Annotated in this window: 21 protein-coding genes; 12 read left to right on the top strand and 9 right to left on the bottom strand. The window is 61.2% G+C overall.

Annotated elements, in window-relative coordinates:
- Positions 1–16: 16 nt before the first annotated feature.
- From fabD to gmk, 8 genes are all read left to right on the top strand, one after another.
- On the top strand, positions 17–958 hold the full coding sequence (gene fabD, locus EOA13_RS02075) for an ACP S-malonyltransferase (RefSeq protein ID WP_127289257.1): 942 nt from the start codon (positions 17–19) through the stop codon (positions 956–958).
- A gap of 65 nt (positions 959–1,023) precedes the next feature.
- Positions 1,024–1,248: a ribbon-helix-helix protein, CopG family gene (locus EOA13_RS02070; protein WP_127289255.1), complete on the top strand. Its 225-nt coding sequence runs from the start codon at positions 1,024–1,026 to the stop codon at positions 1,246–1,248.
- Positions 1,249–1,278: 30 nt separating this feature from the next.
- Positions 1,279–2,016 (top strand): 3-oxoacyl-[acyl-carrier-protein] reductase, encoded by a 738-nt coding sequence (gene fabG / locus EOA13_RS02065; RefSeq protein ID WP_127289253.1) that lies wholly within the window; start codon positions 1,279–1,281, stop codon positions 2,014–2,016.
- A 210-nt stretch (positions 2,017–2,226) separates the two neighbouring features.
- Positions 2,227–2,463 (top strand): acyl carrier protein, encoded by a 237-nt coding sequence (locus EOA13_RS02060; RefSeq protein WP_006203723.1) that lies wholly within the window; start codon positions 2,227–2,229, stop codon positions 2,461–2,463.
- 34 nt (positions 2,464–2,497) lie between these two features.
- The gene (fabF, locus tag EOA13_RS02055; protein ID WP_127289251.1) at positions 2,498–3,760 is read left to right on the top strand and encodes a beta-ketoacyl-ACP synthase II; all 1,263 of its coding nucleotides are present in this window, start codon (positions 2,498–2,500) and stop codon (positions 3,758–3,760) included.
- 102 nt (positions 3,761–3,862) lie between these two features.
- Positions 3,863–5,128 (top strand): endolytic transglycosylase MltG, encoded by a 1,266-nt coding sequence (mltG, locus tag EOA13_RS02050; RefSeq protein WP_127289249.1) that lies wholly within the window; start codon positions 3,863–3,865, stop codon positions 5,126–5,128.
- Positions 5,129–5,286: 158 nt separating this feature from the next.
- On the top strand, positions 5,287–6,177 hold the full coding sequence (locus tag EOA13_RS02045) for a YicC/YloC family endoribonuclease (protein WP_127289247.1): 891 nt from the start codon (positions 5,287–5,289) through the stop codon (positions 6,175–6,177).
- 3 nt (positions 6,178–6,180) lie between these two features.
- Positions 6,181–6,837, top strand: a complete 657-nt coding sequence (gmk, locus tag EOA13_RS02040) for a guanylate kinase (protein ID WP_013532512.1) — start codon at positions 6,181–6,183, stop codon at positions 6,835–6,837.
- Between the two features lie 47 nt (positions 6,838–6,884).
- Here the strand turns inward: gmk and rsmA are convergent, their stop codons facing one another.
- From rsmA to EOA13_RS02005, 7 genes are all read right to left on the bottom strand, one after another.
- Complete coding sequence (gene rsmA, locus EOA13_RS02035) at positions 6,885–7,724, bottom strand: 16S rRNA (adenine(1518)-N(6)/adenine(1519)-N(6))-dimethyltransferase RsmA (RefSeq protein ID WP_127289427.1); 840 nt, start codon at positions 7,722–7,724, stop codon at positions 6,885–6,887.
- 13 nt (positions 7,725–7,737) lie between these two features.
- Positions 7,738–8,766, bottom strand: coding sequence for a 4-hydroxythreonine-4-phosphate dehydrogenase PdxA (gene pdxA, locus EOA13_RS02030; RefSeq protein ID WP_127289245.1), 1,029 nt, complete (start codon positions 8,764–8,766; stop codon positions 7,738–7,740).
- Between the two features lies 1 nt (position 8,767).
- Positions 8,768–9,697 (bottom strand): peptidylprolyl isomerase, encoded by a 930-nt coding sequence (locus EOA13_RS02025; protein WP_127289243.1) that lies wholly within the window; start codon positions 9,695–9,697, stop codon positions 8,768–8,770.
- 99 nt (positions 9,698–9,796) lie between these two features.
- On the bottom strand, positions 9,797–12,235 hold the full coding sequence (locus EOA13_RS02020; protein WP_164779943.1) for an LPS-assembly protein LptD: 2,439 nt from the start codon (positions 12,233–12,235) through the stop codon (positions 9,797–9,799).
- Positions 12,235–13,320, bottom strand: a complete 1,086-nt coding sequence (gene lptG / locus EOA13_RS02015) for an LPS export ABC transporter permease LptG (protein WP_206535259.1) — start codon at positions 13,318–13,320, stop codon at positions 12,235–12,237. Before lptG ends, EOA13_RS02020 begins: the two co-directional genes overlap by 1 nt.
- Positions 13,317–14,519 (bottom strand): LPS export ABC transporter permease LptF, encoded by a 1,203-nt coding sequence (lptF, locus tag EOA13_RS02010; protein WP_127289237.1) that lies wholly within the window; start codon positions 14,517–14,519, stop codon positions 13,317–13,319. Before lptF ends, lptG begins: the two co-directional genes overlap by 4 nt.
- Before the next feature lie 111 nt (positions 14,520–14,630).
- Positions 14,631–14,819: a hypothetical protein gene (locus tag EOA13_RS02005; RefSeq protein WP_127289235.1), complete on the bottom strand. Its 189-nt coding sequence runs from the start codon at positions 14,817–14,819 to the stop codon at positions 14,631–14,633.
- A 51-nt stretch (positions 14,820–14,870) separates the two neighbouring features.
- Between EOA13_RS02005 and EOA13_RS02000 the strand changes: the two genes are divergently transcribed.
- Positions 14,871–16,382, top strand: coding sequence for a leucyl aminopeptidase (locus EOA13_RS02000; RefSeq protein ID WP_127289425.1), 1,512 nt, complete (start codon positions 14,871–14,873; stop codon positions 16,380–16,382).
- 28 nt (positions 16,383–16,410) lie between these two features.
- On the top strand, positions 16,411–16,860 hold the full coding sequence (locus EOA13_RS01995; RefSeq protein WP_023813773.1) for a DNA polymerase III subunit chi: 450 nt from the start codon (positions 16,411–16,413) through the stop codon (positions 16,858–16,860).
- A 65-nt stretch (positions 16,861–16,925) separates the two neighbouring features.
- Here EOA13_RS01995 and EOA13_RS01990 read toward each other — a convergent pair whose 3' ends face one another.
- Together EOA13_RS01990 and EOA13_RS01985 are read right to left on the bottom strand one after the other, a co-directional pair.
- The gene (locus EOA13_RS01990) at positions 16,926–17,447 is read right to left on the bottom strand and encodes a DUF995 domain-containing protein (RefSeq protein WP_127289233.1); all 522 of its coding nucleotides are present in this window, start codon (positions 17,445–17,447) and stop codon (positions 16,926–16,928) included.
- 173 nt (positions 17,448–17,620) lie between these two features.
- The gene (locus tag EOA13_RS01985) at positions 17,621–18,544 is read right to left on the bottom strand and encodes a glycoside hydrolase family 26 protein (RefSeq protein WP_127289423.1); all 924 of its coding nucleotides are present in this window, start codon (positions 18,542–18,544) and stop codon (positions 17,621–17,623) included.
- Positions 18,545–19,182: 638 nt separating this feature from the next.
- On the opposite strand from EOA13_RS01985, the gene EOA13_RS01980 reads away from it, so the two are divergent.
- Both EOA13_RS01980 and EOA13_RS01975 read left to right on the top strand, forming a co-directional pair.
- Positions 19,183–21,069 (top strand): cellulose synthase catalytic subunit, encoded by a 1,887-nt coding sequence (locus tag EOA13_RS01980; protein ID WP_127289231.1) that lies wholly within the window; start codon positions 19,183–19,185, stop codon positions 21,067–21,069.
- A gap of 229 nt (positions 21,070–21,298) precedes the next feature.
- A complete protein-coding gene (locus EOA13_RS01975) occupies positions 21,299–23,740 on the top strand; it encodes a sulfatase-like hydrolase/transferase (protein ID WP_127289229.1) in 2,442 nt (813 codons plus the stop codon).
- The last annotated feature ends 318 nt before the right edge of the window (positions 23,741–24,058 follow it).

Here is a 24,058-nt window from a genome sequence, read left to right as displayed (position 1 = left end):
CCTTGGGAGTCCTCGCATGGCCGTTGCATTCACCTTTCCTGGACAAGGCAGCCAGGCAGTCGGCATGGGCAAGGATCTCGCCGACGCCTTTCCCGAGGCGCGCAGAATCTTCCAGGAAGTCGACGACGCGCTCGGCGAAAACCTGTCGAAGCTGATCTGGGAAGGGCCGGAAGAGACGTTGATGCTGACCGCCAACGCGCAGCCGGCGCTGATGGCGGTGTCGCTGGCCGCGATCCGGGCGCTGGAATCGCGCGGCTTCTCGCTGAAAGGCAAGGTCGCCTATGTCGCCGGTCATTCGCTGGGCGAATATTCGGCGTTGGCCGCTGCTGGCTTCGTTTCGGTTGCCGATGCCGCCCGGTTGCTGCGCATACGCGGCAATGCCATGCAGGCGGCGGTGCCGGCCGGCGAGGGCGCCATGGCGGCGATCATCGGATTGGAACAGGCCGATGTCGAAGCAGCCTGCACCGAGGCATCCAAAGGGTCGGTCTGTCAGATCGCCAACGACAATGGCGGCGGTCAGCTGGTTATTTCCGGAACCAAGGCTGCGGTCGAACTGGCGGCGAAACTGTGCACGGAAAAGGGCGCCAAGCGAGCGCTGATGCTGCAGGTCTCCGCGCCTTTCCACTCCGCGCTGATGGCGCCCGCAGCCGACGTCATGCGGGAAGCCCTGGCCGGCGTGACAAAGAATTCGCCGGTGGTTCCCGTCCTATCCAATGTCACGGTTAGCCCGACCAGCGATCCGGACGAGATCGCCCGCCGCCTGGTCGAACAGATAACCGGCCGCGTGCGTTGGCGCGAGACGGTGGAGTGGTTCGGCGCGAACGGTATCACCACGCTTTACGAAATCGGCGCCGGCAAGGTGCTTTCAGGATTGGCGCGGCGCATCAACCGCGACATTGCCACCGCGTCGGTCGGCTCCGCGGCTGAGGTCGAGGCGGCGTTGGCGGCGCTTGGTTGAACGGCTTGACTTGAATTCGCTGATGCGCGGCCACATGAATACGTGCATCGCAACTAAGGTGCGGCATGTCCACATCGATCCGTCTTTCTCCTGAGATCAGGCTGCGCCTGGATGCTCTCGCGTCCAAGACTGGGCGCAGCAGAGCCTATCATATGCGTAAGTTCATTGAGCGCGGCCTTGAGGACGTAGAAGGCTACTACCTTGCCGCCGAGGTGCTGGCACGGATCAGGAGCGGCGAGGAAGGTATTATCAAAGGCGACGACTTCTGGGGCAGTGATGTCTACAGATAACCGTTATCCGGTTTGAGAGAAGGAAAAGACATGTTCGAATTGACTGGCCGCAAGGCGCTCGTGACCGGCGCATCCGGGGGCATCGGCGAGGCGATCGCCAGGATGCTGTATGCGCAGGGCGCGATCGTCGGCCTGCATGGCACCCGGGTCGAGAAACTGGAAGCGCTGGCCAGCGAGCTTGGCGACCGGGTCAAGCTGTTCCCGGCCAATCTCTCGAACCGTGACGAGGTCAAGGCGCTCGGCCAGAAAGCCGAAGCCGATCTCGAAGGCGTCGACATCCTGGTCAACAACGCCGGCATCACCAAGGACGGCCTGTTCGTGCGCATGTCGGATGCCGACTGGGACAGCGTGCTCGAGGTCAACCTGACCGCCGTGTTCAGGCTGACCCGCGAACTCACCCACCCGATGATGCGCCGCCGCCATGGCCGCATCATCAACATCACCTCGGTGGTCGGCGTCACCGGCAATCCCGGCCAGACCAATTACTGCGCCTCAAAGGCCGGCATGATCGGCTTTTCCAAATCGCTGGCACAGGAGATCGCCACCCGCAACATCACCGTCAACTGCGTCGCCCCGGGCTTCATCGAATCGGCGATGACCGACAAGCTCAACGACAAGCAGAAAGAGGCGATCATGACGGCGATCCCGACGCGGCGCATGGGCACCAGCGTTGAAGTCGCGTCCGCCGTCGCATATCTCGCCTCCAACGAAGCCGCCTACGTCACGGGCCAGACCATCCACGTAAATGGCGGCATGGCTATGATTTGACGAGGTTCGGCAGCAACGCCGGCGGGTTGTGAAAAGAGACCATTTCGGCTTGGACCTCAGCTATTTTTCGTGTAATGCGGCCCGCAACCCGGCGGTTCGGGCAAAAACCGGTCCGTAGTCGTTGCGTTTCCGGCAGGACCATCTTTCAGCTTGATTAGCGGCATTCTGCCCGCTAACGAAGACAGACAAACAAAAGACGAGGATGCCCAAATGAGTGACACCGCAGAGCGCGTCAAGAAGATCGTCATCGAGCACCTTGGCGTCGATGCCGACAAAGTGACGGAGCAGGCGAGCTTCATCGATGATCTGGGCGCCGACAGCCTCGACACGGTCGAACTCGTCATGGCGTTCGAAGAAGAATTCGGCGTCGAAATTCCCGACGATGCGGCTGAGACCATCCTGACCGTTGGCGATGCCGTGAAGTACATCGACAAGGCTTCGGCCTGACGCTTTCCGCAGTCATCACCGGGGAGGACCTGCGATGAGGCGTGTCGTCGTCACGGGCCTTGGGTTGCTGTCGCCGTTCGGCATGGGCTTCGAGCACAGCTGGAAGGAACTTCTGACCGGCCGCAGCGCTGCCAAGCGCATCACTGAGTTCGAGGTGGAGGATCTTGCCTGCAAGATCGCCCACGTCATTCCGCGTGGTGACGGCAGCAATGCCATCTTCAATCCGGAGGCCGTGCTCGAGCCGAAGGAACTGCGCAAGATCGGCGACTTCATCCTGTATGGGATTGCCGCCGCCGACGAGGCGCTGAAGGATTCCGGCTGGGAACCCAAGACGCATGAAGAGCGGTGTGCCACCGGCGTCCTGATCGGCTCCGGCATCGGCGGCATCGAGGGCATCGCCGAGAACGCGATGATCCTCAAGGAGCGCGGCCCGCGCCGCATCAGCCCTTTCTTCATCCCGGGCCAGATCATCAATCTCGTCTCCGGGCAGGTTTCGATCCGGCACGGGCTGAAAGGCCCGAACCATGCCGTCGTCACGGCCTGTTCGACCGGCGCGCACGCCATTGGCGATGCTGCCCGGTTGATCATGTGGGGCGATGCCGACGTGATGGTCGCCGGTGGCGCCGAAGCGCCGGTGACGCGGCTGTCGATCGCCGGCTTTGCCGCATGCCGGGCACTGTCGACGGAACGCAATGATTCGCCGCAAACGGCGTCGCGACCCTATGATCGGGACCGCGACGGCTTCGTCATGGGCGAGGGCGCCGGCGTTGTCGTGCTCGAGGAGCTCGAACATGCCAGGGCGCGCGGCGCCAAGATCTATGCCGAGGTGACGGGTTATGGTCTCACCGGCGATGCACATCACATCACCGCGCCCGCCGAGGATGGCGATGGCGCCTTCCGTTGCATGACGGCGGCACTGAACCGGGCCAAGTTGACGCCGGCCGATGTCGACTACATCAACGCGCACGGCACCTCGACCATGGCCGACACGATTGAGCTCGGTGCCGTCGAGCGGCTTGTCGGCAATGCCGCATCGAAGATTTCGATGTCGTCAACCAAGTCGTCGATCGGCCATCTGCTTGGAGCGGCGGGTGCCGCCGAAGCGATCTTCTCTATCCTTGCCATCAGAGACAATGTCGCGCCGCCGACCATCAACCTCGACAACCCGGAACGCGAAACCGCGATCGATCTGGTGCCGAACAAGCCGCGTGCCCGCCAGATCGACGTGGCGCTGTCCAATTCCTTCGGCTTTGGCGGGACCAACGCGTCGCTGGTCTTCCAGCGCTACAATGGCTGATCGTCCGGCTGCCGGGCGGCGCTTTGGCGTGCCGTCAATTTTGCCATATTCGCCCCTACTCTGCCGCTGGGGATTCGTTGGGCGATCAAACGGTAGGGCGAAATGAACACAAATCCGGCAGGCAACGGAGAATTCGGGCAACGGCCGCCGACATCCGGCCTGATCGTGCCGAAAACGGCCAGCGAGGCGTTGCGGCCGGAGGCTGGCACGCCGCCGCCGAAGCGCTCGCGTGCGTCACGCAGCCAGGTCGTCGTGTTCATGAACTTCGTCATCTCCTCGGTGATGCTGGTGGTTCTGGCGGCCGGCGTCGCGGTCTATTTCGGCAAACAGGAATTCACCGAACCCGGACCTTCGGCCAATGGCGACACCTTCCTGGTCAAGCCGAACACCGGCGTCCAGGATATCGCCGACCAGCTCGAACGCCGGGGGCTGATCAGCGACGCCCGGGTATTCCGTCTTGGCGTGCGGGCCTTCGGCAATGATTCCGCGCTGAAAGCCGGCGAGTACGAGATCAAGCCCAGGGCTTCCATGCGCGATATCATGGAGCTTTTGAAGAGCGGCAAGTCGGTGATGTATTCGCTGACCATTCCTGAGGGACTGACGGTCGACCAGGCATTGCAGCGCATCGCCGAGGAGACTGCCTTGAGCGGCGACATGCCGGCAACCACGCCGCCGGAGGGCAGCCTCGCCACCGACACGCTGCGCTTCACGCGCGGCGCGACACGCCAGCAGATGGTCGACAAGCTGCTGGCGGATCAGAAGAAGCTGGTTGACGATGTCTGGGAGCGGCGCGCGCCTGACCTGCCGCTGGCCAACGTCGAGGAGTTCGTCACGCTGGCCTCGATCGTCGAGAAGGAGACGGGCAAGGGTGACGAGCGTTCGCGAGTTGCCGCCGTCTTCCTGAACCGGCTTGCCAAGGGCATGCGCCTGCAATCCGATCCGACCATCATCTATGGGCTGTTCGGCGGCAAGGGAAAGCCGGCGGACCGGCCGATCTACCAGTCGGACATCCAGAAACAGACTCCCTACAACACCTATGTGATCAATGGCTTGCCGCCGACGCCGATTGCCAATCCGGGTCGTGCAGCGCTGGAGGCGGTGGCCAATCCGTCGAAAACCGCCGACCTCTATTTCGTTGCCGACGGCACCGGCGGGCACGTCTTTGCCGCGACGCTGGACGAGCACAACGAGAATGTCGCCCGCTATCGCGCGTTGCTGAAGAAGCAGGCCGATGATGCCGCCAAAGCCGCCAAGACGACTGGCACCGGCGACAGCAATGCCGTCAAGCCCGCTGGCAGTGGGCCGGCTGAGGGTGGACCGGCTGACGGTGCCGGCGACAGCGGCGGTGACGCGGGCGCTGCCCAGTAAATGAAGAAAGGCGTTGCCCGACAGGCAACGCCCTGACATTTGGAAGAGCGCCGCGCGTCCGATTTCGACGCGCCTGCGGCGCAGTCTTTTTTCAAGCCGCACTCGCTCCTGTCCGGAAAGCCGGTTCAGGGGCGATGTGCCAGGGACGTGTGGGCGATATGAATTTGCAGAGCATGACCGGTTTTGCACGTGCCGTCGCCGAGCACGAAGGCACCTCGATCGCCTGGGAGGTCAAGTCCGTCAACGGCAAGAGCGTCGAGGTACGGCTGCGGCTGCCGCAAGGCTTCGAGCGGTTGGAGCCTGCTGTCCGGCAGATACTTCAGAAACGTTTTGCACGCGGCAATTTCCAGGCGACGCTGACCATCGGCCGTGCCGTTGGCGCGCAGGCGCAGCCGGTCGTCAACGAAGCCTTCCTGAAGGACCTGGCTGGGCTCGCCAAACGGCTGCAGGAGCAATTCGGCGTTGCTGCGGCGACGTCAGATGGATTGCTTTCGCTGCGCGGCGTGCTCGACATTCCTGAAACCGTCGAAACCGAGGAGGCGAGGGCCGCGATCGATGCCGCGATCATGGTCGCGCTCGAAGTGGCCTTGAACGGGCTCGAACAGGCACGGCAGGGCGAAGGAGCCGCGCTGGCTTTGCTGTTGTCGGGTCATATCGACACGATCGAGGCGCTGACGTTGCGGGCAGAAGTGGATCCATCCCGCGAGACGACGGTGATTCGCGAACGCATCGCCGAGCAGGTCAGGCTGCTGATGGACGCTTCCGCCAATCTGGATGCCACCCGACTGCACATGGAGGCGGCGTTCCTGGCCACCAAAGCCGATATTCGCGAAGAGATCGACCGGCTGAAAACGCATGTCGCGTCCGGCCGGGCTCTGCTGCTGGGCGGCGGTGCGGTCGGTCGCAAGCTCGATTTTCTGGCACAGGAATTTAACCGCGAATCGAATACGCTGTGTTCCAAGTCGAATGCCGCCGCCATCACCGCGATCGGGCTGGACCTGAAGGCGGTGGTCGACCAGTTTCGTGAACAGATCCAGAATCTGGAGTAGCCGATGGTTGCCAAGGATTTGGGGTCCCGCATTCGCCGCCGGGGCCTGATGCTCGTCCTGTCATCGCCATCCGGCGCCGGCAAGTCGACGATCGCGCGCAATCTTCTGGAAAGCGATTCCAGCCTCGAACTGTCGGTCTCGGTCACCACCAGGCCGCGCCGCGGAAGCGAGATCGAAGGCGTCCACTATCATTTTCGGACGATGCGCGAATTCGAGCGGCTTCGTGATTCCGACGCACTGCTGGAGTGGGCCGAGGTGCATGGCAATTGCTATGCGACGCCGCGCGAACCGGCCGAACTGGCGCTGTCCGAGGGGCGCGACATGCTGTTCGACATCGACTGGCAAGGTGCCCAGCAACTCAAGGAGAAGATGCGCGCCGACATTGTCTCGATCTTCATCCTGCCGCCATCGATGAAGGAGTTGAAGGCGCGGCTGAAACGTCGCGCTGAAGACCAGGAGGCGGTGATCGAGACGCGGCTGAAAAACGCCCGCAACGAGATCGAGCACTGGAAGGAATATGATTTCGTCATCGTCAATGACGACCTTGACCGCGCCTTCGCCGAAGTGCGCGGTATCGTCGTCGCCGAGCGGCTAAGACGCGACCGCCGGCCAGGCCTGTTCGATTTCGTCTCTGGACTGTTGGACGAGAAGACTGGCTGAGGCGGTGAAGCGCCAATCTCCCCCACGAGGGGGAGATCGGCAGCTTCTTACACCGCATTGGTCAGCCGCACGAACTCCTCGACGCTGAGCGTTTCGGCGCGGCGTGTCGGATCGATGCCGGCGCGTTCGAGCAGGGCCTCGCCGCCGAGGCTCTTCACGCTTTGCCGCAGCATCTTGCGACGTTGGCCGAAGGCGGCTTCGGTGACGCGGCCGAGTTTTTTTACCTCGGCGGACAGAGGAGTCGGGCGCGGCACCAGATGCACCACCGAGGAGGTGACCTTTGGCGGCGGCGTGAATGCCTGTGGCGGTACGTCGAAGGCGATTCTCGCCTCCGTTCGCCAGCCGGCAAGAACCCCCAGCCGGCCATAGCTGTCGCTGCCGGCGGGCGCGACGATGCGCTCGGCCACTTCGCGCTGGAACATCAAAGTCATCGAGGTGTAGAAAGGCGGCCAGTCGCTGACCGTCAGCCAGCGCACCAGCAGCTCCGTGCCGATGTTGTAGGGCAGGTTGGCCACGATCTTGACCGGACCGCCGTTTCCGGCCGCTCGACTGGCAAGGCCTGCGAAATCCGTTTTCAGCGCATCGCCGGAAACAACCTTTAGCCGGCCGGGATAATGGTCGGACACTTCGGCAAGAGCAGCCAGGCAACGTTCATCGCGCTCTATGGCGATCACGTGGCGCGCTCCGTTGGCAAGCAAGGCGCGGGTCAGCCCGCCGGGACCAGGGCCGACCTCGATCACGGTTGCATCGGACAAGTCGCCGGCGGTGCGCGCGATCTTGCCGGTGAGGTTGAGGTCGAGCAGGAAATTCTGGCCGAGCGCCTTCTTCGCCTGCAACCCATGACGCTCGATCACCTCGCGCAGCGGCGGCAGCCCGTCGATGCTCATCATGCCTGCTGTCTCATGCGGCAACCGGCCTCGTGTTCGTGTCGGCCAAGCGCCTGGCAAGCTTCAATGCCGCCATCAGGCTGTCGGGCCGCGCCACACCCTTGCCGGCGATGTCGAAGGCCGTGCCGTGGTCGGGCGAGGTGCGGATGAAGGGCAGGCCGAGCGTGACATTGACCGCCTCGTCAAAAGCCAGCGCCTTGGCCGGGATCAGCGCCTGGTCGTGATACATGCAAAGGGCTGCGTCGTAGCCCGCCCGCGCCCGGACATGGAACAACGTGTCGGCCGGCAAAGGGCCGAAAGCGTCAATACCTTCGGCACGCAGGATGTCGACCGCCGGGCGCACGATCCGCTCGTCCTCGAGGCCCATGGCGCCGCCTTCGCCGGCATGCGGGTTGAGCCCGGCAACGGCCAGCCTAGGCTTGGCGATGCCGAAGCGGCCGGTGAGGTCGGCAGCGGTGATGCGCGCGGTGGCGACGATCAGTTCGGTGGTCAGTGCCTTCGGCACCTCGGCCAGCGCGATGTGGATGGTGACGGGAACGGTGCGCAGGTCGGGTCCTGCCAGCATCATCACAGGCATCGCCTCGACGCCGCTGTGCCGGGCCGCCAGATGCGCCAGATATTCGGTGTGGCCGGGAAAGCGAAAGCCCGCATCGTAGAGCGGCTTCTTGGCGATGGGGCAGGTGACTACGGCCGAGGCTTCGCCGGCAAGGCAATCGGCGACGGCGCGGTCGATCGCCTCGATGGTGGCGGCCGCATTGGCCGGATCCGGCCGGCCGGGGCTATCGATGCAGCCGGCGGCTAGTGGAACGATCGGCAAGGCGCGGGCAAAGACCTGCGCCGCTTGCGCTGATGTCGTTTCGACGACCGGCAGCGAAATGCCGAGCAGGCGCGCCCGGGAGGCGATCAGCGCCGGATCGGCGAGCAGGTAGAAGGGGGGCAGGGCGGCAGCTTCGCGCGCCATAAAGGCGGCGATGGCGATCTCCGGCCCAATGCCGGACGGATCGCCGGCGCTCAACGCGAGCGCAGTCACTGCGTTGCCCACGTCAGCGCTTGACGATGCGGGCTTTTGCCTTCAGCTCGTCGACATATTTCTTGCTGAGCGCGTCGGCATCCTTGTCGCCGCCGGAGCCTTCGGCCTGGAACGCCATCTGCGCGACCTTGTCGTCGGACACTTCGCGCGACGAGCAGATGCCGATGAATTCGACGCCGCGTTCGGTTTCGCGCGTGGCGGTGGCGCCGCCGACTTTGGTCGCCTTGATCTGCTCGGCCCAGTCCGGCGGCAGCTGTGGCGCCAGCACCCGGCCCAGATCCCGAACGGTGACGTCGATCAGGCCCTTGGCGAATTCGCGTGTCGTGTTGCAGCCGTTGAAGCGGGCGCGCATGGCGTCGGCCTCGCGCTTGCGTTTGCCCAGCGTCGCGCTGCGTTCAGCCGCCGGCACCACGAAGATGACCTGCTGCAGCATGTATTCGGTGGCGCTCGGTTTGGCGCCGCCTTTTTCGAGCATCTTCCTCACGAGATCCTGCTCGCTGACGACACCTGTGCCGTCGCCGGAACGGTAGCGCGCGCTCAAAGCCTGGTTCCAGGCCATCTGGGCGCGGATGAATTCCTTGAAGTGGCTCTTGGTGACGCCTGACTTCTCCATGACGCCGTCAAGCTGGCTGAGCTGCATCTTGTTGCTCGAGGCAAAGCGCTGATACGCCGCCTCGACCTGTGCGTCGTTGATGCGGATGCCAAGCCGCTTGGCCTCGGCCATACGCAGCGTCTGGTCGATCATTTCCTGGCCGGCATCGCCCTTCTTGCGCTGCAGCTTCAGGAAGGCGGCGCGATGGGCGATGTCGCCGCTGGTGACCGGAACGTCGTTGACGACGTATTTGATCTCGCTGGCGAAAGCCGGCGGCGTCATTGCAGTGATCGACACGGACGTCGCCGCCACGAGCAACGCGAAACCTGCTGAAAAGAGGTATTTCCTCATCGTTGGTATCCCAATTCTATCCCGGTCCCGCCCAATTTCATCTTTCCAGGTGCGCGAAATCCGTGCCAGCCCTATGCGGCGAAACGATGTCGCCGATTGTTACTGGATCGTGTCGACGCCACTGGTCGACGAGCCGAAATCGCCGAGGGTGCGGAACGACAGATTGAAGCCGATGGTCTGCGACACCTCCCTGGTGTTCAGATCGCGCGACTGCGAGTAGGTCATCAAATAAGTGAAGCAGGAATCGTTGTAGGCGAAGCCGACGCCGTCCTTGACCAGCAGGCTTTGCTGCAGGTCGTATGTTCCTGTGCCGAAGACGCGCCAGTTTTCGGCCAGATGCGTGGATGCACCAAGTGTGACTTCGTGACGGTCTTCCGTGAAACCGTACAGCGGCTGGGCCTGGATGAAGGCGTATTTGGCGCTCAGCGACACGGGCAGGCCGGAATAGGCGGCCTTCACCTCGGCACGGCGGACCTCGAAACTCTGTTCGTCGAAACGGCCGCTGACCGAGGCCGCGAAGCCGTTGGGGCTGTTGATGCCGAACAGGCCGACATAGTCGGACTTGGTCGTGTCGAGGCCGGAATTGGCGCCGACATTGACCAGATCCGGCGCGGCAAAGGAGTTCTCGCCGCCGATCTGATAGGATTGACCGAAAATGGCGTTGGTACCCCAGCCATTGTTGTACGAGCCGGAATAGCGGAAGCCGACATTGGCGCGCGAACCGCCTTCGACGCGGTCGTAACCGGAGAACTTGTCGCGTTCGAACAAGGTGGTCGCGTCGAAGACCATGCTTTGGGCGTCTTCGTTGGGCACTGAGAGGCCGCCGACATATTGCTCGTTCGGACGCATGAAGACCTGCGCCATTGGCTCGATGACATGGCTGGACCCGCTGGCCATGGAAAACAGCACCGGCCAACGCATCTCAAGGCCCGCGGTTGCCATGTAACGGGCAAATGACGAGCGCATATCGTCCTGCTCGCCCAAATGCGTTGCCATTCGGTCGATGGCGTCTAGCGAAGCCGACGATGCGTTGAGGTAGTCCACATCGCCCTGCAGCGCGAGCAACGGCGTTAGCACCAGTCCGTCATCTGTGACGAAACTCCGCTTCCATTCGGCCTCGGCGGTGAGACGGCCCGATTCGCCTTCGATGCCGCGGACGCGCTGCGTGGGAGTGAGCGAATTGTAGGGCTCGACGAAGGTCTCATCGACATCGTCGCGGCGGATGACACGCGCGTTGACATTGAGGGACAGCTGGCCGCCGGCCACCGAGGCATCAGGAATATAGGCGTAATCGAGCGACGGCAGCACCCACGGCTGTTGTCCGCTTCGCGCAGAGATATTGTCGTCAGGCGTATCTTCCTGCACATCGAAATGCATGGCGCGCACGTCGAAATAGTTGCGGCCGTTGAGACCCGTCAAGTAGACCGACGACTGGTGGACGCTGCTATTATACTTGTCGATGCCGTAGGTGTTCGAGAAGTTCTTGTCGGTCTGCAGCAGCACGTCCCAGCCGAAGTTCCAGCGTGAGTTGATGGCGAACTGCCCCTGGGTACCCATCATGCCGCGGAATTTGTTGGGATCGCCGGCGCTGCCCGAATTGACGTTGTGGCCAGAGCTGGATGGGAAGGCAGTGGTGTCGAGGAAGGCGTCGGGATTCTGCTGGTGTATCCCGGCGATCTTCAAGCTGTACTCGCCATTGTCGAAGCGCTGACGCCACTCGGCCTCACCGAGGAAACCCTGCCTGGTATAGCCGGTGCCGGTGACGGTCAGGTCGTAGGTCGGCGCCAATGCGAGATAATAGGGGACTTTCACGCCGACGCCGAGATCGCTCTTGTAGATGATGCTCGGGATCAGGAAGCCGCTCTTGCGCTTCACCGTCGGGTCGGCAATTTCGAATGCAGGCAGATAGGCAAGCGGAAAACCGAAGAACTCGAAATTCGCATTCTCGAAGCGAACCGTTTTCTTCTCACCGTTCCAGATGATCTTCTTGGCCTTGACGCGCCAGGTCGGCGCTTTGTCCGGCTTATCCTCGCACGGCTCGCAGGCGGTGTAGACGCCATTGTGGAAGGTGGTCAGCACGCCGCCCATGCGTTCTGCGCTTTCGGCGGCGAAATAGGCCTTGTCGATGGTCTCGACCCGCAACGCGTTGACGAAGCCGTCGGCGAAGTCGTCGGTGATGTCGATATGTTGCGAATTGATCTTGGTGCCGTCGCTGTTGATGACTTCGACGTTGCCGCTCGCCACCATCCGCTTGGTGTTGCGGTTGTACTCGACCCGCTGGGCGACAAGGCGATTGCCACCATAGTCGATCTGCACGCCGCCAACGGCGGTCACGGTCTGGTTGTCGTTGTTATAGACCAGCGTATCGGCCGCCAGCAGCATTTGCGAGCCGGACGGAACCGATGTCGCCATGTCGCCGACGTCCTGCGCGAGCGCCGGTGCCGGAACGGCGTAGGCAAGCACGCACGCCAAGGCGGTCGCCGCATAGAGGCGCGCCAAACCGGCCTGCCTGTTGCTGGGCAAAAACGCCTCCCTCACTAGCCGTCTTCCTTGTATAGCAGGAAAGTCACCCCAAAGAACATAGCCACCATGACCGGTACCCAGGCGGCTACGACAGTCGGCACGAATCCCGCCACGCCGAATGCCTTTACCAGCACCGAAACGACATAAAGCAGAAAGCCAGCGATGATGCCACCCAGAATCATCGTCGCCGACTGTCCCATCCTGGCAAATCGCATTGAAACCGTTGCCGCGATCAGCGTCATGGCGACGAGCAGGAACGGCAACGCTACGAGCGAATCAAACTGCATGGCAAAGGCATTTGCCTTGAGGCCGAAGGAGCGGGCAACTTCGATCTTTCCGGGCAGGTCGTAGAAGGGGATGGTTTCGGGGCGCGCCAGCCGCTCTTGCACGAATTCGGGCTTCAAATTGGTCGGTACGCGATCGGTTGCCAATGCCTGGATCGTGCCGTTCTGGAACGTCTTGACGTCCTGCAATTCCCAATAGCCGTCGCGCAGGAAGGCACGGCTGGCGTCCTTGCGCGCGACGATGTTGCCTTGCGGGTCGAGAATGAAAAACACGACGTCGGCCATTTCCAGGCCCTGGTTCAGGATGGCCCGCGCACCGATGATGGTGTCCCCCGAACTGGTTTTCTGCCGGATCCAGGGCGCGGCATCGGCCGAGACCGTATTCGATTTGCCGGAACGCAGCTGGGTTTCGATCTGCTCGGACCAGGAGAATGCGTGCGCGGCGAGTGGATTGATGACGCCAACCGACAGGACGCCGAACAGCAAGGCTCCGACACAGCAGGGCAAGAGGAACTGCCAGGCGGAAACACCGGCGGAACGCGCGATGACCAGCTCGTAGCGCCGGTTCAGCGACACCAGCGTCGCCATCGCCGAGAAGAGACCGACGAACGGCACCGTCTGCAGCATGATCATCGGCATACGGAGGCCTGAAATGGCTACCGCCGTGCCGTAGGTGAAGCCGGGCAGGCCGGTGGTGCGTCCGGACAGCTCGGTGAAATCGATCAGGAACACCAGCGCCAGGAGGCCGATGAAGAACCAGATGGTGATCGTCACATAGCGGAAGAAGAAGTAGCGGCCCAGTGTCCAGCCCATCAGCCGACCCCTTGCCCTGATGCGCCGCGCCTGGACAAACGCAATTTGAAAGCATTCCAGCTGTCAGCGATGCGCGTGGCGAAGTTTGTCATCCAGTCCGCCCAGGTCACGGGCAGTTCCAGTGTCCGGTTGGAGACGATGAACCAGATCGCCACCGCGGAAGCCACGATCGGCACGCCATAGACCATATACGCATATTGCGGGACCTCATCCGCCTTGCTGGCGGCAAAAAAGCCCAGCCAACGCACGAACAGCGATATCGTGATCGCCGTGATCAGCGGATTGACGCGCGCCTCGCGGTGCGAGCGCGCATCCCCGGCGACCGCAAGCGCGATCAGCGCGAAAACCATGGAATAGGTCCATTCCGAGAACCGCTGGTTGACCTCGGCCCGGTATTCGTAGGGGCTCTGCTGATAATACTTGTCGTTGGCGCCCGGGTTGAGCAGGTACTGCGTCGTCTGGTCCTTGGGCAGGAGCGTCACCGCCGAAGCCGCCGCCATGAAGGCCGACATGTCGAAGGCATAGGAGGTGAAGCGGATGACGGAGAGATCGCCGGTCAGCGTTTTGCGATGGATGACGCCGTCATTCATCATCAGCACCTTTTCACCGCCGCGTTCGATGATGCTTCCGGTCTTGGCGTAGTAGACGAGGTTGACGCCTTCTTCGCGCGAATCGGCGACGAAAATGCCGCCCAGCCGATTGTTGGGAAGGCGCTCGCCGATCTGCAGGAACAACCCGTCGTCAATCTTGCGGAAGGTGCCTTCCTGGATGATCAGCGACAACAGATCCGCGCGCGACGACGCCACCAGGGCCCGGTTCTTCTGCCGTGCGTAAGGGTCGATGCCGTTGTCGACGGCAAAGGAAAAAACGGCGGCGGCGAGCGCCAGCAACATGATCGGCCGCACGATCGTCCAGCGTGAGGCCCCCGCGGCGTTGACGACGGCGAGTTCGGAATCCGAATTCATGACACTGAGTGTCTGTGCGACCGCTACCACCAGGGCAAAAGGCACCACGATCGGGATGATGGACGGAAGGATGAGGGCGGCGACTTCGAAGAAGGTGAGCGCCGACTGGCCGCTGTCGGTGACCAGATCGATCTTTGCCAGCACCTGCGTCGTCCATACGATCGCCAGCGTCCACACAAGAGCGGCCATGAAGACCACGAAAGCGCGGCGCATGATGTAGCGTTCAACGACCTTCATGAAGGCTTTTCTCGATTTTTTCGAACGGCATCATGCCACCGAACAAGGTAGCTGTCCGGCAGCGCCTGCACAACTGGCTCATCAGATGGTCTATCCGGGTTCTGTCCCACATCACGCCCCCCGGCTGGGCGGAGTGTCGGCGGGAATGGATAAGAAAGGGCGAACATCGATGGTTAACAACAGGTTGCGGCAAAAAGCGGGGCCGTGCCGCGACGAATCGTCATCGATTCCATAGGTCATATGGGATGCCAATTCGGCAAAGTCTTGCCAAATGCCGGAAAACGACCAAATGTCGCGCATCGTTTCGAACCGCTTCCCCAAAAGTCGCGCATTCCCTGAAAGCAGGACATGATGAATCAAAGACCGTCGATCGCCTTCGCCAAATTTTCCGGGTCCCAGAGCGCGGTGAACAAGAAGGGCACGGTCTTCGTGCTCGCGGCGGACGAGGGCGGCCTGAGCGACGTCGCCAAGGCCGGTGATCCCGGCAAGACACTGGAGCGGGCCTTTCCCGTGGCTGAGTTTACGGGCAAGTTCGCCAGCACGGTGGAAGTTCTGGCGCCGCAGGGAGCATCGCTCGACAGACTGGTGGCGATAGGCGCCGGCAAGGTATCGGGACTGGACGAATATGCGTGGCTGAAGCTTGGCGGCACCGTTGCCGCGTCGCTGCGCAAGGCGACCGAAGTGGCGGTGGTCCTCGATGTGGCCGGCGCCTCGCCGAGTGCGAAGGACGCGGCAAGCCTTGCCGCGGGCATTCTCCTGCGCAGCTATTCCTTCGACAAGTACAAGACCAGGAAGGACAAGGACGACGGCAAGGCGGAGCCGAAGAAGCCGGTCAAGGTGACCATCCACACCGCTGATCCGGCCGCTGCGAAGAAGGCCTTCGCCGATGCCGAGGCGGTGATCGACGGCGTCCTACTGGCGCGCGACCTTGTCAACGAACCGGCAAACGTGCTTGGGCCGGTCGAGTTCGCTGCCCGCGCCAAGGAACTCGAGGCGCTAGGCGTCAAGGTCGAGATATTGGCTGAGAAGGAAATGAAGAAGCTCGGCATGGGCTCGCTGCTTGGTGTCGCGCAAGGCTCGCCGCGCGGCGCCCGCATGGCGATCATGCAGTGGAACGGCGGCAAGCCGAAGGACAGCCCGATCGCCTTCGTCGGCAAGGGCGTCACTTTCGACACCGGCGGCAATTCCATAAAGCCGGCCTCGGGCATGGAGGATATGAAGGGCGACATGGGCGGTGCCGCCGCCGTTACCGGCCTGATGCATGCACTGGCGGCCCGCAAGGCGAAAGCCAATGTCGTCGGTATCATCGGACTGGTCGAAAATGCCGTCGACGGTCATGCCCAGCGTCCCGGTGATATCGTCACTTCGATGTCGGGCCAGACCATCGAGGTGCTCAATACCGACGCCGAGGGCCGCCTCGTGCTGGCCGATGCGTTGTGGTACTGCAACGACCGCTTCCAGCCGAAATTCATGGTCAATCTGGCGACTCTGACCGGCGCCATCATGGTGGCGCTCGGCCAACATTATGCCGGCCTGTTTTCCAACAATGACGAACTGGCCGAAAAGTTGGCGGCGGCGGGGCAGGCGACGCAGGAACGGCTGTGGCGCATGCCGCTGGGGGCCGAATACGACAAGCTGATCGATTCCAAGAACGCCGACATGAAGAACATCGGCGGCCGTTTTGGCGGCGCCACCATCGCGGCGCAGTTTCTGCAGCGCTTCGTCAAGGACACGCCATGGGCCCATCTCGACATTGCCGGCACGGCGATGGGGGCGCCGTCGAACGAGATCAACCAGTCCTGGGGTTCCGGTTTCGGCGTCAGGCTGCTCGACCGGCTGGTGCGCGACAATTATGAGCAGTGAACGGGTTCAATCACTATAGGCTGAAGCGATGGCCGACGTCCTGTTCTACCACCTGACCGAATCGACGCTGGAGGATGCGCTGCCAGGCCTCCTGGAGCGCAGCGTCGACCGTGGCTGGCGCGCCGTGGTGCAGACAGGCACCGAGGAACGCCGCGATGCGCTCGACCAGCATCTTTGGACCTTCCGCGACGATTCGTTCCTGGCGCACGCAACCGATCGTGAGGCTCATCCCGGCGAACAGCCGATTCTGTTGACCACCGGCGACGGCAATCCCAACGACGCCAAGATAAGGTTCCTGGTCGACGGCGCGGTGCCGCCTGACCTTGGCGGCTACGAGCGCGCCGTGTTCCTGTTCGATGGCCACGATGCCGCCCAGCTCGAGGCGGCGCGAGGGCACTGGAAGGTGATGAAGAGCGCTGGCCACGCCGTCACCTATTGGCAACAGACGCCAGATCGCCGCTGGGAGCGCAAGGCTTAAGGCAGGTCGCCTGAACGTTCAGTCGACCCGCTTTCGGACCAGTGACCTGTCGCGGATGAAAGTCTCTACTGCTTTGCCTTGATCCGGCTCTGTTTGCGGCTGACGTAGTCGCCGTGTTTCAATTGCATGAACGCGTCCGCAAGGTTGCGGTGCGAACTCCTGAATACGTACCATTCTCCATCCGGAACCCGGCGCTGGTAGAGAATCCTGCCTGCCTGGCGATGTTCGAAACAGGAAAGAGCGTTGGAGTCGCCTCCGGCTCCGTGCCATTTTGCGCGGAAGCACAGCTTGCCTCCTCCGGGAATGAACCAGATGCCGTCACCGTAGCCCAGCTTGCGCGCCTTGTCCGAGGTCCAGGCACTGAACTGACGGCGCTGGACGGCAAAATATCCAGCACCCTCCCGACCCCAGAGCCACGAGCGGTTCTGGTACATCTGGTAGATGCCTTCGTCCGGCACCACCTCTGCCCGCATGGCCTGTTCGGCGATTTTCGTCGCCGTCTTGGCCGTTGCGGGAAGCTGGAAAGCAAACAGACCAATGGAACAGGCAAGTGCCGTTCCGATACAATTGCCCAGTACTCGTTTCACAACCCCTACCCCTACTGTTACGCCACGCCCGGTTTATGAGAACGCTTGAGATGATTTCAGGTGAATCCTGAAATCTGACTCCGCCACTAAATCAAAGAGATGGAGCATGATGCCTGGACAGATGGTGCCCCGTTTGTCCGAAAAGCCGCTTCTCACTTTTTCAGTATCATGCTCTAGGGCAAGACATGCTGGGTCACCCTCCAGTCGGGCAGACCATAGCCGCCCAGCCACGGCCACACTTCCTTCTGGTTGAAGTAGACGACCGAAGTCAGAGCCGGAAACTCCGCGTAGGATTTGCGGGAATCTTCCTGCCATTTCGAGACATAGTCCTGCTTTCCGACATAGCCGAGTTCCGCAACGACGATCGGCTTGTTGAACACCGCAACGCGGTCATAGCCGGGCTTCAGCAGCTCAGCGAAGGTGCGGTCACGACCGGCCTCGTCATCATCTTTTTTCTGCAGGCCGAACACCGACAGGCCGATGACATCGACATAGTCGTCGCCGGGGTAGTATTTTTCCAAACCTTCTTCGCCTTTGGGCGACCACATGTACTTGGCGGCGGGGGCAGCCTTGCGGCAGATGTCGACTTCGCGCTTGTAGGCGGAAATCCAGTCCTTGGGAGCCCAGTTGGCCCAGGTGAAGCGGCCGTTCTTGTCTTCCATTTCCTGCGCCCAGCGAATGGTCACCGGGCTCTTCATCTGTCCCACCAGATCGCAGATCGCCTGCATGTTGGCGTCATATTTGCCGCTCAAAATGCCGTCACGCAATTCGGGCGGGGTGATGCGCCAGTCCTTGGACCATGTCCACGGCTCAATCGTGATCAGCAGCGAACGGCCGCGCTGCAGCGCGTAAGCGTCGGCAAGCGGCAGCGTCGACAGATCGACGTCTTCCCAGGGCAGGAACAGCTCTTCGATGCTGGCGCTCTTGTCGGTGCTGAAGTCCCCGTAGGGATCATAGGAACCGAACGCCGACGCAGCGCTGCTCGTCTGAACGGGGTCGGTCGCGGTTACGGAGCCGGCCCCTCCTGCAGCAGGGAAGGCGGCGCTTCCGCCCAATACCAGCGCGATTGCAAGTGCCTTTGCCGCGGAGTGTGTCATCATAGATTCTCCCATGGCCTCGACTTCTCGCGGAAGTTAAGGCTTCGCCCGTGCGCATCGATGCCTGATCGACACGGCTACCCAAAAACCTATCGGCTCCATTGGCGGAATCTGCGGGATTTCGGAGCGATCATTGGCGGTTGTGCGAACCTTCGCACGGAGCCCACCCAAAGATTAACTCTCAAGGCGCCAACAGAGAGGTGCCGTAGAGAGGAATTCGCCGCGATACTCACAAATTCGCGCTTATATCCCGATATATCATCCCTGGCTAATTTAAGAGCCGGTCCGAGCCAAGAGTCAAGTATAATTAACGATTGCTTAACCCTGATGCTCGCAACATGGTTAACGCCGCCTCGAGCCGGTTCCCATCCAGACAGCTTTTGGTCCCCTCGGCGAATTCTCCAACGCTGAAAATTTGCCGGCTCGTTATTCCTTCGCTACCCCAGAACTGGTCGGCGGAAGGATCGACGGAATTTTGCCATCGCGATCCAAGGTCTTAGGTTAACCAATATGCAAGAAGTATAGTTAACCAACGCTTAATTTAGTTGACTCTAAAGCACTCAGGTGGATTCTAAGGGCGGGTTTTTAAGGCTCGTCAGCCGTCGTTCGGCTGACGCTGGGGTGGCGGCGGTACGTGTATGAGTGTTTCCGCGGACGTGGGGATCATCAGCGGCAAGACCATGCCGAAACGGGGGCGTGGGGCGGCTCCGGGCAACGCTGCGGAGAAGCCTCCTTTCCTGGTGCCGGTGCTGTCGACCACCCAGCGGCGGATCTGGAGGCTGGGACTTGCCTGCTGGTCGGTAACGTTCGGATTTTTCTGGTTCTGGTGGCTGCAGCCCGGGCACATCGAACACGTCATTCCATACATGCTGGCGACATTGACGCTCGTATGGCTGACGTTCATGCCGATGTATTTTCTCTTGAACGTGCATGCGATGAAAAAGCCGTCCAGTCTTCACACGATCCCGGAACGTTCGCGGGTCGCGATGGTGGTGACCAAGGCTCCGTCCGAACCGTTTTCGGTGGTTGCGCGAACGCTCGAAGCGATGCTGGCGCAGGACTGTCCGCATGATACCTGGCTGGCCGACGAGGACCCGTCAGAGGAAACGATTGCCTGGTGCGATGCCCATAACGTCATGATTTCGACGCGGCGCGGGCGGGAAGATTATCACCGCAAGGTGTGGCCCCGCCGGACGCGCTGCAAAGAGGGAAACCTGGCGTTCTTCTACGACCAGTATGGTTATGAGCGCTACCACTTCGTCGCTCAGATGGATGCGGACCACGTCCCGACACCAACCTATCTCAGGGAAATCCTGGTCGCCTTTGCCGACCCGGCGGTTGGCTATGTATCGGCGCCGAGCATATGCGACAACAATGCCGCTGAAAGCTGGTCGGCACGCGGCCGACTGTTCCCGGAAGGGATGTTCCACGGACCCTTGCAGTCCGGCCATACGGGCGACGGAACGCCGCTCTGCATCGGCTCGCACTATGCCGTGAGAACCGCAGCGCTCAAGCAGGTCGGCGGCCTTGGCCCGGAACTGGCCGAAGATCACTCGACGTCCATGCTGTTCATTGCGGCTGGTTGGCGCGGTGTGCATGCCATAGACGCCATTGCCCATGGCGATGGCCCGCAGACCTTTGCCGATCTTGTCACGCAGGAGTTCCAGTGGTCGCGGAGCCTGATGACGATCATGCTCGAATACTCGCCCATATACCTTTCCAAGCTATCGCCACGGCTGAAATTCCAGTTCCTGTTTCGCCAGCTCTGGTATCCGCTTTTCGCCGTGTTTTCGCTTGTCATGTACGTCATGCCTATGTACGCGCTTCTGGCGGGGAAGAGCTTCGCCAATGTGACGTATGTCGATTTCCTTTTATACTATGCGCCGAACTCTATTTCCCTGATTATGCTGGTGATGTTGCTGAAGGCCTTCGGCCTATCGCGCCCGCTCACCGCCAAGACGATCAGTTGGGAGGGAATGTTGTTCTCATTCTTCGCGCGTTGGCCGTGGGTGCTGGCGGGCACGCTGTCGTCGATCCGTGATTATGCGACCAAGTCGTTCGTGGATTTTCGTGTTACCCCCAAGGGCAGTGGCCCGAAAAATCTGCTGCCTGCCCGCGTCATCGTTCCGTATGTGGCACTTGCAATCGGAGCTTCGCTGCCGGTCCTTCTGGTGGACCGCGCGTCGGATGCCACCGGCTTCTACTGGTTCGCTGCCTTCAATGCGTTCGTCTACGGCCTGCTTGTGGTCGTAATCATCACCAGGCACCTGGCGGAGAATAGAATTTCGTTGCGGCGCAACGTCGCGAAACTCGCCTTGCAGGCCTCGCTCGCTGGCGTTGCGCTCTTCGTCCCGGGCGCTGCGTTTTATGACCGCGGCCTGGAAGGCATATATGGGCTCCAGCAGGGAGCAGGCAGTGTGCGCATCGTCAGCGTGGCCTACCCGGTTTCCGGAGCCGGGCGTGGCGGGAGCGGAACCCGCACATTCCATCTTGACCCCGCCTGGGATCGGCCAATCGTCAGATAGTCTGGAAGAGCCTGGCGGCCCGCCAACTCAGGGATTGCCATGACAAACATCCAAGGCACGGGCAACTTCTCGACCGCAGGGGGTGGAAGCGGTGGCTAATTCGAGATCGGCCGGTTCGCCGGGCGAGTGAACCTGGCATTTGGGAAATGGCAGCGGCTTTGAGATTGCAACGTAGCATCAGGCCCTTTGCTCTTTCGGTTGTCCTCGCGGTTATGCACGGAACGGTCAGATGGAATTGAAGACACAGCCCGGTTCACAAGGTTCCAAGCGCTTCCTCCGCGCAGGCCTGCTGATCGCTTGCACCGGGTTTTTCTCCTGGATGCTTCTGGGTGTCTACCGAGGCTTCATCATCGATCCCCAATCGACGCTCCAGGGTCGCTTGGCCTCCATCCCCGTCGGAATAGCATCAAGCTACCACGATCTGATTTTCATTTCGTCGCTGACGGCAGCAGCCCTTCTCCTGCTTTTCCTGAGCAAGGCCCGCCGCCTCTTCGGCGTCGTCGTGGTCATCACTTTCTATCTCGCCATCCTGATTTCGCTATGTTGGGGGTTTGCCAACATCAATCTCGTCAAAATGCTGAGCGAACCGTTCACTTTCCAGTGGTTGGTCTATGGCGACTTCCTGCAGAATGCCGACGCCAAGAATGCCATAGGTGACGCGCTCAACCCAAGGGATTTCGCATTCTCGTCGTTGTCCATAGTTCTGACGCTGGTCCTGGGTTACGCGACAGCAGGGCTGTGCCTGCGGCTGGCGGGAACTGCTCGAGCGGTATTGCTGGGGACGCTTCTCCTGTGCGTCGGTGCTGGACTGGTCGGCACCGGGTACCATGTTCGGGCGACGGCCTTGCCAGAGGCAAAGGTTGCCAACCCTATCGTGTACTTTGTTGAATCGGCTCTGTTCAGTCCGACCCCCGTCGTTTTCGCCGTGAATACCGGGGTGGACGTTGATGTCGCCAGCGTTGGGGAACGTCCGGCGGAGACGTCCAGCTTCAAGGTGCAATCACCAAATCCGATAAAGAACGTGCTGGTTTTCATGATGGAATCGGTGCCATCCCGATACGTCGAGACGTTTGGTGGAAAGTATCCTGTTACACCGAACATAAAGAGCTACTCAAGTGACTCGATACGCTTCGACAATATATATGCGCACACTCCCTCTACAAACTATTCGATATTTTCGCTGTTCAGCTCCATGTACAATGACATATCTTACTATGGAATGACCGCGAGCCATCCGGATCTGCCGCTGAGTTCAATATCCAACACTCTGACCGCAAGCGGCTTTCGCACCGGATTTTTCTGGAGTGCGGATTCACGGTTCCAGCGCGTGGATGAGTTTCTGCTCAACAAGGGGCTTGATGTCATTCAGGACTACCGCGGGCAGAAATGTGATATTCCCACATTCAAGCTCAGTTCCAAGGAATGGAAGAATTTCGACTACAACAGCGATCTCTGTACCGCTCAATCCGTCATCAACTGGGTGAATGAGGATGCCGAAAATCCCTTCTTCGCGGTGATGTTTACGGCGATGACCCATTACCCCTATCTCATCGACAGCCCGCTGTTTACGGCGATGAAAGAGACCCCCGACCTCTCTGATGGCTCGAAAGTTCACTATTCCGATGACGAGAAGTTCAACGCCTACCTCAACGCGCTGAAGGTCGGCGACCAGGCGCTGGGACAGATCCTCGATTCACTCAAGCAGTCCGGCAAACTCGACTCGACGCTTGTGGTCATACTCGGCGACCACGGTGAAGCGTTTGGAGAGCATGGGAACTACGTTCATGCCAGTGCTCTCTACGAAGAAAATATCCATATCCCGCTTATCATGATCAACAAGCAGCTTTTCCATGATGACGTCGCACATGCTGTCGGTGGGATTATCGACATAGCCCCGACCATCCTCGATATACTCGGCCTTCCGCTTCCAAAATCCTGGCAGGGTCACAGCTTGTTCAGCGAGCAGCGGCCGAACAAGACATTCTTCTTCATTCCCTGGAGCGGTTTCCAATTCGGCTACCGCGAAGATGATCGAAAGGTCATCTTCAACGCGACCACCGGCAGCATCGAGGCGTATGACCTCAAGACGGATCCTACGGAAAAGGTCAACCTCATCAAGGCCGGCACCGGCGATCGCACCGCCATCCTGCAGCCGATCGTGGGATGGGTACAGTCGCAGAAGCGCCGCGTTGCCGATATGATCGCCGATGCGACGAAAGACGCGGCGCGTTGCAGCATTGCCAGCCTCGAGATCGACGCGGCCGGCACCAGCTTCGAGGGTTCCCCTCGGCTCGACGTGCTTGTCGACGGAAAGCCGGTTGGACAGGCGGACGTCCTGGGGACGGAAAGCACGGCGATCACAGCAGAATCGATCGTCGCGGAGTTGAAGGCAGCGTCCGCTCATACCGTACCATTTCGCTTCAATCTAAGCGCCGTGCCCAATCCGCGGAAAATCGAACTCCGCTATGCCAACGACCTGTGGGCGGGGCAGGGCAAGGCTGGCGATCGCAACCTGTTCGTCAAGAATATCAAGATAGACGGCCGAGTGGTGCCGAAGAGCAAGCTGCATGTCGACAACAAGACTGTAGGGTTCATCGATGACAGCGGGACCAGCATGTTCAACAGCGGCTCGCTGTGGGTCAGCGGTCCATTTGTCGAGGGGTGCATATAGCGGCATAGGCACTCTGGAGCGGGCCGCCGCATCCAGCCACTTCCGGCGATAAGGATCGCCAGCCCTTTTTGTCGGCTGGAGAGAGCCTGGGGCAGTCGGCCCTGCCGGCGCCGGTTGCGGCGCTGAGCGTTTTATACATCGCAACATCCCTGACAGCCCGAGCGCCGCTTCTGTTTGCCGCAGGCGCGAGTGGGTCGCGTATGCCGGTGTGCCGTTTGGCAAGGCTCCGTCTGCCAGCCGATCCGACAATCGAATTTCCTTCAAATTCGAGCGAAGAGTGAAAGGCTGCGTTCATTATGACGTTTGCACGAATTTTAA

Origin of the sequence: Mesorhizobium sp. M7A.F.Ca.US.011.01.1.1 (assembly GCF_003998295.1) — a bacterium.
In the GTDB taxonomy this organism is placed as follows: Bacteria; Pseudomonadota; Alphaproteobacteria; order Rhizobiales; family Rhizobiaceae; genus Mesorhizobium.
Note: the sequence above shows the minus strand (reverse complement) of the source record. Positions and strands in the feature narration are given on the sequence as shown.